Raw genomic sequence first — 12,406 nt, forward strand, 5'->3', positions numbered from 1 at the left:
ATATGAATTTTAATTCGCTAAGGAACTATGTAATCTTACGTAATTGTTGCGATACATCATGTATATTCTTGTATTAACCCTTAGTCATTTATCTATTTTAAGGGTTAATAACCGATAAATTCGCTTACATTGTCATCAAAAGTTACAAATTCAAAGTTATTTTTAATTTTAAAGTCGCAATAGCTAATGAATTTTTTGATGAAGAATCATTTTATAAGCAATAGAACAGTCTTATACCTACCTCATTTACTTTTAACGCTAACACTATAATCAAAGTATTCTTAACTGCTAACACACTATAATTGCTGCTCTACCGATTCAATATCAGCATAAACTTGGGTTGTCCCGTCTTTATTGAGCTGCATAACCTGATAGGGCATGAATTTATTTTGATACTCCATACCTGGGCTACCAATAGGCATGCCAGGTACGGCAAGACCCATAGCTTGTACTGGCGGATTTTCTAAAAACTGCGCCATATATTTAGCGGGTACATGACCTTCAAAGACGTAACCATCCGTAGTGACTACAGTATGGCAAGAACGCATTTCATTTGGAACGCTGTAGCGCTCTTTAAATACGGCTAAGTCCGCAACATCTTGCGCGGTTGCACTTAGACCATTATCTTCTGCATGACTTATCCATTCTTTACAGCAGCCGCAATTGGCATCTTTATAGACCGTAGCTGAGACGTTTTTTAGTAGGTCTGGTTTACTTACTGACCTTGTCATCATGTGAGCACTTTTAGCGTTTGGTTCATCTTCCTTTAAAGTGATAGCTGTTGCATTTTCGGTTGTTACTGATGTTGTGTTTGCATCAGATACGCCACTACTCGGTTGGCTACAAGCAAATAGTGATGAGGCGGCAAGTAACACCAGCGTACCACGCAACCCCTTAGACAGATGACGATTGAATATAAGACTGGATTTTATTTTTAAGGGGGTCATAGTGCTCTCTCATGTACTGTAAATATTGTGAGCTATAGAAGGTCAAGTAACACTTCATATCGTTTGGTAATGTAGCATAATAACCCATCAAACGGGGTACGTAAATTTATACATTGAGCAGTGCAGGCTGGTATCATAAGCAGTTTTTATTTTAAAATACTGCCTGTAGTATTAACGGCTCTATCTAAGTTTTGGATTTTGATTAAAAATTCAAGGCTCATAATTTTGGATAATTTGCGATGCGCCTGTCTACTATTAATCTACAAAAGCGTTTGAGTACTCACTTAAATCAATTACCGCTATCGCTTACGCTAGTAGCAGCATGGCTTGCAGGAGCTATTTTTTTATTTTCGCTAGCGCCTTATGGGTTTTGGCCGCTAGCAATAGTATCACCAGCGATTTTATATGCGCTGTTGGTGACAAGTATGAGTGGTCGTCGCGCTTTTATTATCGGTGAAGCTTACGGTATGGGGCTATGGTGCGTCGGCGGCTTTTGGCTCTATACTGCTATCCATGATTATAGCGATACACCAACGTGGCTCGCATTGATTATGATTGCATTGATGGGTCTCGGTATGGGACTATTTCATGGATTGTTAGCACTAGTCTTTAACCGTATGGTAGGCAAACAACCCTTTTCATTTGCTGCTCTTTGGGTGCTACAAGAATGGTTAAAAACTTGGTTATTCACAGGCTTTCCGTGGCTGTTTGTTGGTTATGCATTTACTGAAGAGTATTGGTTATCGTCCTTAGCACCCGTTGCTGGTGTTTTTTCCGTCTCTTTTGTTGCCATACTATTGGCTGCAAGTTTAGTAGAGCTACTGCTTCGGCGCAGTAGTTATGCCATCGTTTCTGTACTGTTATTAGCCATTAGCACATCATTATGGCTGGTCAATCCGCAATGGACAAAACCTAAGGGCACACCTGATCTGTCAGTGTCATTGATTCAAGGTAATATTTCACAAGATATAAAGTGGCTGACTAAGTATCAAGTAGAAACGCTAAAGATTTATGCGAAGTTAACACGCACTGAGTGGGGACGTGATGTTGTGGTGTGGCCTGAATCATCTATTCCGATGTTTCAGGATGAGGCTGCGGGCTTTATTAGTGAAATGATAGAAATGGCTAATGCGACCAATACGACATGGATAACTGGTATCCCTTATAAGGATAAAGTGGCATTCAATGCCAATACGGATAAGTATCCCCCATTTTACAATAGCGTGATTGCTCGAGGTGTAGAAGCGGAAGGCCTATACAAGAAGCAGCGTCTGGTGCCTTTTGGAGAGTATATTCCATTTGAAGGCGTGCTCGATATTTTCCCAAGTTTGGCCGGTAGTCAGGATATTAAGAGCTATAGTCGTGGTAGTGATCAGCAGTCACCGCTACAGGTGCGTGGACACAATATAGGGACGGCTATCTGTTATGAGGTAGCTTATCCAGATACCACGCGTAAAAATGCAATCGATACTGACTTTTTGTTGACCGTCTCTAACGATGCCTGGTTTGGCACTTCAGCAGGACCATTGCAACATTTGCAAATGGTACAAATGCGCGCTCTTGAGAACGGGCGCTGGTTTATTCGAGCGACCAATACTGGTGTTACCGCTATCATTAACCATAAAGGTCGTACTGTAAAACGCGCACCGCAGTTTGAGCGTACTGTACTACGTGGTGAGATACAGGCACGGGTTGGTAACACGCCCTTTATGCTTATGGGAAATTATCCTATCTTGATAATAATAACCTTGTTATTACTACTAAGCTATTTTGGCAAAGGTCTAACCACACTTAGAAGACGAGGGTAATAGTAAACTTAATCATAATAATTTAATCAGTGTAAGTTTTTTATTTTTTCTAGGTAACGTCCTAACGCACGTAAATATAAAAGTTTTAAACTATTGACCCCTGCCGTCAAATCCGTATACATAAACTTGGGAGATTTTAATTACGCAGCCTGACGATAATAATCAAACCACACCTGTCTTGGCGATTGATAGCCCAAACCTTTTTGAATCCTAGTCTGGTTGTAATATAGCTCGATATAACTGATAATATCATTGATGGCTGTGAACCTTGTTTTATAGTCTTGATGATATACCAGCTCATTCTTTAATGTGCCCCAGAAGCTTTCTATCGGAGCGTTATCGAAACAGTTGCCTTTGCCGCTCATTGAGCCTATAAATTGATGCTGCTTAATGGTCTTGTGGTAGGCATGGCTGCAATACTGGCTGCCTCTGTCTGAATGAACGATTAGCCCTTTGCTTGGACGTTTATTCTTGATGGCCATATTTAGTGCTTTGCAAACTAAATCTGCGGTCATACGCTTGTTAATAGCGTAACCGACAAGCTCTTTGGTGTATAAGTCTTTGACCCCTGCTAAGTACAGCCAACCCTCATTCGTCCAGATATAGGTGATGTCGCTGACCCACGACTCGTTAGGGCGCTTAGCATCAAACTTCTGATCCAGTACGTTTGGATAGACCAGCTTGTTGTGATTGGAGTCGGTGGTGACTTTAAAGCGCTTATGACTACGACATTTAATGCCGTGTTGCTCTTTGATGCTTCTTACCATATACAGGCTAATGTTATGGCCTTGCTCGCTTAGATGAGCATGCAGTCGATCTGCGCCATAACGTTCTTTCGTTTCATTGTGAGCCGCTTTAACCAGTAATTCAGACTGGTTGCGATGTATCTGTTGGTCGCTGAGATCACAACTTAGCCAGTCGTAATAGCTTGATGGCTTAACCCTTAACACACGGCACATAGTGGTGATGCGAAAGAGGAACTGGTTGTCTTTGATAAAGGCGTACCTGACTAACTGTTTCTCGCGAAGTACGCCGTCGCCAACTCGAGCATAGCTCTCCCCTTGCGTCGGGGCGAAGCAGTGCTTCGCTTTATCCCTCCTCATTTAGTATTTCGCGTTCCTCTTCAGCCACTTTGAGCTGCCGCTTGAGCTGCTTTATTTCTTGAAGAGCACTCATAAGATCAGGATCGTATTGCTCTGTGCCGACAAGCTTGCCTTGATTGGCTTTGTTATGCCAATTTGAGAGCGTTTGCATGGCAATGCCAAGCTGCTTTGCAGTGGCTGAGATATTGCAATTATTGTCTGATATCTTCTTGACGGCCTCGGCTTTAAATTCGTCACTGTAGGTTCTTACTTTCTTGGTCATGATAAACTCCTGTTAATACGCTTAGTTTACCAAGTTTATCTCTACGGTTTCTTCAGCATAGCTCATGAGTTACAATGTTGCTTATCCCGAACTGGGGTTGTAAATAGACAAGTCCATACAGACAGTGAATTGGTCAATTCGAATATTGGAAATAATAGGTAGCCCTTCATGTCCCTTAAGAGCGCAGAAAAGTCTCCGTCATTAACGCAAAATAAATCGTCGAAAAAATCTTATCTGTTGGCGTTCGCTTTCAGCGCGGGTTCATTATTGACAGGGCTAGCAGCGACTGGGCTGACGGCCGTGCCAGTGGCATCGCAAGCGGCAGGATTGGGCGATTTATTTAGCAGTGATAAAAGCGCGACCCAACCGAAATTTTTGCCTGTTGATGAAGCGTTTCAGGTCAGTAGCAGTAGTAAACCTGTCAATAATGGCACGCGCTTAGCCATTAACTTTGACATTACGCCTGAGCACTATGTTTATAAAGACCAAATTAAGCTAACGTTGCCTGCTGGCGTGAGCGCTGCACCTTTTAGCTTTAGCCAAAAGCCAGTCTCCATAGATGATCCGACCTTTGGTCAAGTATTGGTCTTTGACCAAGCCAATATGGTTGCTAGCACCGTTTTGAGCAGTAGTAATGGCAAGGCGATAAATAATGCCGCTGTAACGATAGGTTGGCAAGGCTGTGCCAAAGCAGGACTTTGTTATCCACCGGAGAAAATAAAAACCACGGTCAAAATTGCTGCGTCACAATCGGCAGCCAATAGTTCAAGTAGCACTGCTACAGTTTCTGCGAGCAATAACAGCAATGCAGAAACTGCGCAAGCATCTACAGAGGCGACTGATACTGATCGTCTTGCTACAGAGCAAACTACGCCAGATGACGAGGTGATTGATTATGCATTGTTAGATGACGAAGCGTTAGATGCAGAGCTTGGTGCAATCAATACCATCTCTGGAGCCGATGAAGAAGTGGTAGGCGATAATGTCACAAGTGAAGCAGCGAACAATGACGCTGTCATAAATAATGCTGCTGCAACAAACAATACCGTTGTCGTTGATAACGCCATTAATAGTGACCCTTTTGGCTTAGCTTCGCATCCGTGGTTGGCATTGGTGTTATTGTTCTTGGCAGGGTTGGTCTTGGCATTGACGCCATGCGTGTTACCGATGCTACCGATTGTTGCCAATATCGTCGCGCGTGAAGACAATCCAACGGTAAAACGCGGTGTTATTTTAACGACCAGCTACGCTATTGGTGTTGCCATCGCTTATGGTATTTTAGGCGCGGTCATTGCGGTATTTGGCGAATCGTTAGGCATTATCGGTTGGCTACAAAATCCGATTATTTTAATTGGGTTTGCCATCGTTTTTGTCTTATTAGCCCTTTATATGTTGGGCGTATTTAGCATTCGTCTGCCAAGATTCATCAGTAGTAAAATGCAGGGTCTAAGCCAAGCGGGGGATAGCAAACTTGGTAGTACGGGTGGCAGTTTAATTGCGGGATTCTTATCAGCACTCGTGGTATCGCCATGCGTTTCGGCACCCTTATTTGGGGCGCTGCTTGCTGTATCAACGATTGGAAGTCCATTACTTGGCTTTGCGGCTTTATTTATGCTCGGTTTTGGTTTATCGGCGCCGCTTATCTTAATTGGCGCGACCCAAGGTAAAATCATGCCAAAAGCAGGCGAGTGGATGAATTGGGTCAAGCAGGGCTTTGCTTTGTTGCTTTTTGCCGTGGCATTGTTATTAATTGAACGCGTCTTTATCTCGCCTGTGATGCTGATGGTTTGGGCGCTGTGGTTTATGGTCGTGGCGATGTGGGCGTGGAGCTGGCTAGGCAAAGGTCGGATGCTGACCCAAGCGCTAGGCTTAATCGCTGGTATTTGGGCGACGTGTTTAATCGTCGGCGCCGCATTGGGCAATGACGACAGCTTGCATCCGCTTGCCTCCCTAACTGCGGTTCCGGTGCTGCAGACAACTGCTGATCAACCAGCCATGAGTAATGCAACAGATAAAACTGTTACTACGCTGGCTGAGCTAGACACTATTGTCGCCGCCAATCCTAAAGTGCTGGTCGATGTCACCGCCGAATGGTGTATTGCATGCCGGATTATGGATAAAAACTTATTTCATAATCGTCCTGCGCAAATGCAAGATTGGCAATTGGTCAAACTTGATATCACAGAGACTACAGCGGATTCAAAAGCAATCTTAGCGCGTTATAAACTATTTGGTCCGCCAGCATTGCTGTATTATCAAGACGGGCAATTGGTCAATCAACAAGTGGGTGAAATCGGGCGCGCAGCGTTTGAGCAAACCTTAACCGCGCTAAATTAATCGTTTAAATGTAGATAAATTCCACATCATTTCTACCCATTAAAAAGCCAACTTCCTGTGATAGTAGGACGTTGGCTTTTTCAATCTTACTAAATAGCCTTTTTAACATAGACGCTAAATCCTTGGTTTAGCATTATTTATTACTACTTACTTTGCTACTTACCTTATTATTTACATCAGTATTTGCTCGCAATAACGCTAGTATAGTGCCCTTATTTTCATTACAATAAAGCAACATTGCTAAAGGCGCATTACCACGAGTAATGGCTACCTTGCACGTCCATATTTATTGATTTTCTTTAGGGCGTGTCATCAATTAAGCCAAACGACACAAGAAACTAAGTGAATGGCACTAAGGAAATGACTGGCTAACTTATCATAGCGAGTGGCAATCGCACGATACTGCTTAATCTTGGCAAAGAAGTTCTCTATTAGGTGCCTCGCTTTATAAAGCTCTTTATCGAAGTCTCTTGGCTGCAGCCGATGACACTTAGATGGTATAACTGCATTACCTTGCACTGCTTTAATCGGTTCAATAACGCGGGCATCAGCATCGTAAGCTTTATCGGCAAGCCACGTTTGGCTAATACTGACATCAAGCAATTCATCTGAGCCACACAGGTCATGAGCTGCCCCACCTGTTAGATAAAAGCCAGTAGGATTGCCTAATGCATCTGTTCGAGTATGTATTTTAGTCTTCAGTCCACCTTTGCTGCGTCCAATGGCTTGATCCCTTTTTTTCCAGCACTGTGCTGGTGGGCTTTAACAATCGTGGCATCTAGCATGGCATATTCGTCATCGGATTGTTCAGAGAGTTGATTAAAAACCTGCTTCCATACGCCTTTTTTTGACCAGCGACTAAAACGAGTATGAATCACTCTGAAGTCGCCAAAGCGTTCAGGTAGGTCACGCCAAGGTATGCCGGTCTTGTAACGGTACAGAACCGCTTCTACGAACAAGCGGTTATCCTTTGCAGTAACACCAACGTCACTTGGTTTACCAGGTAGAATGTCTTTAATTCTCTCCCATTGGTCATCACGTAGGGCATGTCGTCTTGTCATAGTCATTGAGCTCAAATTCCTAAATACGATCTAAGTATAGCTTATTCTGAAATATCTATGCTAATTGATGACACGCCCTAGTATGGCATACTTATTTTATCTCAAATTACTTTATAGATATTTTAGATAAAATCTCATGTCCACTAATATAAAGTTCATTAGACATGCACATCTCACTCCATCCCTTCCAGTAACTATTAGCTTTCTTTGAATACATTGACCTATCCCAAATATCTTCAATCCAAGAATTGTGACGATACTTATCAATTACTTTGATCGGATTTTGTTTGGCCCAAATTAATTCGTTAAAGTCTGGTTCTGAAACTATTGCTCCTCTGATCTTTGAGATATGGTACTTACAAAGATACTTTAATGTTAAGGATAGGAGCGCTCTGTCTTCAGAGCCACCTATACCTACTTTGTCACTGACATGCACACGAGAGTCTAGAATCAAACCATGCCAACTATCGTAATGCTTGATAATAACTAGTTCACCGTTTTCAGTATTGTTCCGAGCAAACCAGACCAACTTAACCTCATCTTCATTATTACCTTTTAATAAGCTTCTAGCATTCTCTTCAATATCATAACCAAACTCAAATGTTTCTTTTGCGAAAGGCCTTCCTTCATCATGAGCGAGCCAATTCTTTTGGCATCCAAAGTATGTGGCTAATTTTTCTAATTCGTTAAACGATGGCTCTTTTCGCCCTTCAAACCAATCCTCAGTAACGCCCACACTATTGTATCCCAGGGCCTCAGCAACTCTAGAAATACTTGGGGTATGAAAACTATCAGTTGCCTTAGCTTCACTCAAGAGGAAATTTAGTTTGCCAGATAGTAGATTTAAGCGATCGCTACGTAAATGAGCATCAAAAAAACTCTTTAAATCGTCGATAGCTTCGATATAACTTCCTTCTTGACCTTCAAAAGATTTTTCTAGTCGATACTGTGCCTCGGCATTAATTGAACGTCCACTAACTTTTGAGGCATCGGAGATCAGGGCTTTCAATTCAGTAGGAATTCTTAAATTAAACTGCACATTTTTTGACATTTTAAAGCCCAAATAGAATATTGAATTTAAAACAAATAATATTACCATAAGGAACTTGCGGCAATGATAGCATAATGCTATCATATTATGTAACAAACCCTAAAGAGGTAAATACATGTCAAATCAGAAGGTTCAGATGAACGTCCGGGTACCTAAAGAACTTAAGAATTTTGCCATAAATGATGCAAAGAACCAGTTCCATTCGTTATCTCAATATATAGAAAAGCTTATGTTTAAAGCCAAAGAACTCAGTGAACTAGAAAAGAGATGAAACCTTATCTTAAAGACCTTTTTGACTCTAATGCAAAAGTAATTTATCTAAGACGGTTTAGATTGCAGAATGCAAATTGGTCAAAGACTTCTCAGGCTAATGATTACGATTACACTTTTAGCTCTTTAGCTAACTCAGATTATCACTTCAGAATGCCTGTTATCATTCAATCAGATGGTTTACCTTGGAAAATAGGTAACCTATATCTCATGGGACAACTAGACACTCCTCCTGCGCTTTCAAATATGAAAACGTTATCCGCAAGAGCTATCCACCTAAAATACTATCTACAGTACCTAGAACATAGTAACCAACACTTTTTAGACTTACCTACCCAGTATCAGCAAAGGGTTCCTCGCAAATTCAAAGCTTTTTTACAGGCTGTAATAGAACAGCACGACTTTAGCTCTCAATACATTAATAACATTCTGTCCTCTGTTGCTCATTTCTATAATTATATACAGCATCAATCATTCGTATCTCAGTCTGATATAGAGAATAAGCCCTTTAGAGAAAGGAAGGTTTCTATACCTATTCATAATAATGTAGGAATAATGAGGAATATTAGTGTTATTACAAATGATCTCAAGCTAAGAAGCAGCAGAAAACCCTTACCATCACTAGGTAAGTTGAGAGATGGAGGCAGTCTGCGTCCTTTAAGCTCTGAAGAACAAGAAATTATTTTCAGGGCATTTGATAAAAACTATGCGTCAATAGAGTTAGAGCTAATGATAAGAATAGCTCTCGGAACAGGAGCTAGACAACAAAGCGTATGCACTCTCTCTATTGCTTGTATCAAAACTGCTCTCCACTACTTAGAACAAAATGCTGATTCAAATTATGCCGTGATAAATACTGGATATAAATACAGAACAGATTCAAAGGGTGGGCGACTAAACCGCTTAATGTTTTCACGTAACCTAATTGATCATTTAGCAACATATATAGATTGCGAAAGAGCGGAACATAGAAGACAAAATATAAACAGCTTTTATGCAAATACTGACGATAACTATGTGTTTTTAACTCGAACTGGAAACCCCTATTTAACTGCTGAAAGAGAAATTATAGATCGTAATCGTAACAACCCTAAACCAGTTTGGAACACTGAAGCGCCCGTTATGGTACCTAAAAACGGCCAATCTTTAAGAAATGAATTAAAAAAATTCATTTCCAAGGTTCAAAAATTTGAACCAAGTCTTCAAAATTTTTCATTCCATGATTTGCGTGCTACCTATGGGATGAATATCGTAAGAAACCTTAGAGCTAAGGAATACCCTGATTCTAAGATATTTGATCATGTCAGACAAAGGTTAAACCATAGAAGCCTAACAACCACTGAGGCCTATCTAAAATTCGACTCGGAAGTAAAAGAATTCAATGATATACAAGATACGTTCGGCGTAACATTTGATAAGGGCGAATATAATGTCTAATTCTTTCAATGACAGGCAGCTTATTGAGATAAGCACTAAGCAAATAGAAGATATCGTTGATCCTCAATACACAGTAATTGTAGGTTCAAGAGCTGATGGTGTGTCCTTTAAAGTCGATATTGGTAGAGTCTGCTATACCAATAGAGAGAACGATTCTGGTCATTCCCGAGATAAAACTAAGAGCTATATTACGGGCCTAGTTGATGAATCAACATTGTCTATAGAACGTGTAGAATGGTTGAGAAGGTACCTTAGGGAAATCCTTCAAAAAGGGTTGAGAGATGAAACGGTGCGAGGTTACCTTCATAATTTAAGATATTTTTTTGATTTTTGTGATTTTGAAGGCTCTAAGCCTCTTACTTTAGATGATTTAGCATCTAATTATAAATATTATCAAATTAATCTCTATCAAAAGGCGCGTTTAAGTGGTGCAAAATCTATAAGCACTACAACTCTTTATGACAAGCTAAATACTGCAAGAGATTTCATAAAAATCGCTTATAACTTATCTGATATCGATATACTTAGTATTATTCCCAAGCATCGTCATATGGGGCATAACAGTAAAGAAAGAGACTCCTCATTAGAAGACTTCAAAAACTTCTTACAAACCTGCATTACATACTTTAATGAATTCTCATACGCCATATTAAATAAAATCTACCCTATACCTATTACTTTAGCAAAATCATCAAGTAATGATTATTATTGGGATTCAACTAGAAAATATGGCATAAAGAAACTACCTAATTGCTTCTACAATAGTGGTGAACCCTTACCCTTTAATGAGGTAAAAAATGCTTTATCAAATTATTATAATTGTGAGCATACTAAGAAAGATTTCTATAAAAACACATTAATAAACAACAGAAATACATGGATCAATGAGAATTTAGACTCTAGAAAAATTTATGCTTATAACCTATGTACATATTGCTTTTATTACATTTACCTTTCTTTCACTGCTGCTAATATACAACCCACACTTGATTTGAAAATATCTGATTTAAATTTGGAAAACCTTGGCTTATCAACTTTTGCTAAAAAACATAAATATCGAGCAGGTAGACAGATTGAATTTTCCGCTCCTTCTCACTTAAAACGTTATCTCATACAGTATTTGAAACTTAGAGAGTGGGTTGATAACCTTCATCTTCCTGGAGACTGTCAAGAATACTTGTTTATGCGTATTGGAGAACATCGTCAATTAAAGCGTTTTGCACGTAGCTCTGTCAGTTCTATTGACGACAATACTCCACTTTTTAAAGGGGTTAAAAGGGTTACTGCTAGAGACATTAGAAACCTATGTGCGGAATACTACATAAAACATTCTAAAGGAAATTTGTCATTAGTAGCTAGGAAGTTGAATAACTCTTTAACTACAGTAGCTAAATCTTACACTTCGATCGATATTGAGTCTCAAGCAATAGAGATGAATCATTATCACGAAAAAATGATTACCGCAGTTCTTAGGTCTAATCGAACTAATGAACAAACTATATCTATCAAGACTTCAACTAACTATGATACGGAGAAAATACCAGCAGGATCTTGTTCTAACCTATCAGATAATGATCCTGTTAAGGCATTGGGCTTTAATAATGAAGCCCCCAACCCTTCCTGTGCTACATTTGAAAGTTGTTTGTTCTGTGAATTTTTTGCAATTCATATAGATTTTGAAGATATACATAAACTATTAAGTTTGAAGGAGGCTCTACTAAAGTCTTCTATGATTCGTGATGATCCTGAATATCATCTTCTCTCTATAGAACCATCACTATTTAGAATTGACGAGATTATCAATATTCTTAAAGGAAAAGATAATAGAGTAATTGAACTCGTTGATGATGCTGAACAAAAAATAAAAATGCAAATTTATAATGAGTATTGGGATGAGCATATAAATTTTCTCACTGTAGCCTCAGAATCTAACAGAAAAAGCTTAAGTTTATGACCAAAATAATGATGCGTGAACCCCTTGTTAAAGAGATACAACCAATATCTAAAGACCTAATCGAGAACCCATCATCTAGTTTGGTTATAACGCTTTCCAAGAGTGGAGATGCTTTATCATTATTCTCTGACGATATTTGGGACTATAGTGCTACTAGTAGTTTAATGAGGACTATT

General features: G+C 39.8%; 7 protein-coding genes and 2 pseudogenes. 5 read left to right on the forward strand and 4 right to left on the reverse strand.

Translation table 11 applies throughout. The features are described from left to right. Positions 1 to 296: 296 nt before the first annotated feature. Positions 297 to 947: a DUF411 domain-containing protein gene (locus CXF62_RS00750; RefSeq protein ID WP_102092551.1), complete on the reverse strand. Its 651-nt coding sequence runs from the start codon at positions 945 to 947 to the stop codon at positions 297 to 299. A 239-nt stretch (positions 948 to 1,186) separates the two neighbouring features. Here CXF62_RS00750 and lnt point away from each other — a divergent pair, with 239 nt between their 5' ends. Beyond that, complete coding sequence (gene lnt / locus CXF62_RS00755; RefSeq protein ID WP_102092552.1) at positions 1,187 to 2,755, forward strand: apolipoprotein N-acyltransferase; 1,569 nt, start codon at positions 1,187 to 1,189, stop codon at positions 2,753 to 2,755. Between the two features lie 140 nt (positions 2,756 to 2,895). On the opposite strand, the pseudogene CXF62_RS00760 reads toward lnt, so the two are convergent. Then, positions 2,896 to 4,120, reverse strand: a pseudogene (locus tag CXF62_RS00760) (IS3 family transposase). A gap of 168 nt (positions 4,121 to 4,288) precedes the next feature. Here CXF62_RS00760 and CXF62_RS00765 point away from each other — a divergent pair. Beyond that, positions 4,289 to 6,457: a cytochrome c biogenesis protein CcdA gene (locus CXF62_RS00765; protein ID WP_102092553.1), complete on the forward strand. Its 2,169-nt coding sequence runs from the start codon at positions 4,289 to 4,291 to the stop codon at positions 6,455 to 6,457. A 312-nt stretch (positions 6,458 to 6,769) separates the two neighbouring features. Here the strand turns inward: CXF62_RS00765 and CXF62_RS00770 are convergent. Further along, positions 6,770 to 7,518: pseudogene (locus CXF62_RS00770) on the reverse strand (IS5 family transposase). 106 nt (positions 7,519 to 7,624) lie between these two features. Beyond that, positions 7,625 to 8,569, reverse strand: coding sequence for an Arc family DNA-binding protein (locus tag CXF62_RS00775; protein WP_160023035.1), 945 nt, complete (start codon positions 8,567 to 8,569; stop codon positions 7,625 to 7,627). 267 nt (positions 8,570 to 8,836) lie between these two features. Here CXF62_RS00775 and CXF62_RS00780 point away from each other — a divergent pair, with 267 nt between their 5' ends. The 3 genes from CXF62_RS00780 to CXF62_RS14795 form a co-directional block, all read left to right on the forward strand. Continuing rightward, a complete protein-coding gene (locus CXF62_RS00780) occupies positions 8,837 to 10,276 on the forward strand; it encodes a tyrosine-type recombinase/integrase (protein ID WP_102092554.1) in 1,440 nt (479 codons plus the stop codon). Beyond that, positions 10,269 to 12,230, forward strand: coding sequence for a hypothetical protein (locus CXF62_RS00785; protein ID WP_057758733.1), 1,962 nt, complete (start codon positions 10,269 to 10,271; stop codon positions 12,228 to 12,230). Before CXF62_RS00780 ends, CXF62_RS00785 begins: the two co-directional genes overlap by 8 nt. Continuing rightward, on the forward strand, positions 12,227 to 12,406 hold a 180-nt coding region (locus tag CXF62_RS14795; protein ID WP_206780875.1), incomplete at its 3' end, for a hypothetical protein. The genes CXF62_RS00785 and CXF62_RS14795, both read left to right, overlap by 4 nt.

Source organism: Psychrobacter sp. MES7-P7E (assembly GCF_002863645.1).
Lineage (GTDB): Bacteria > Pseudomonadota > Gammaproteobacteria > Pseudomonadales > Moraxellaceae > Psychrobacter.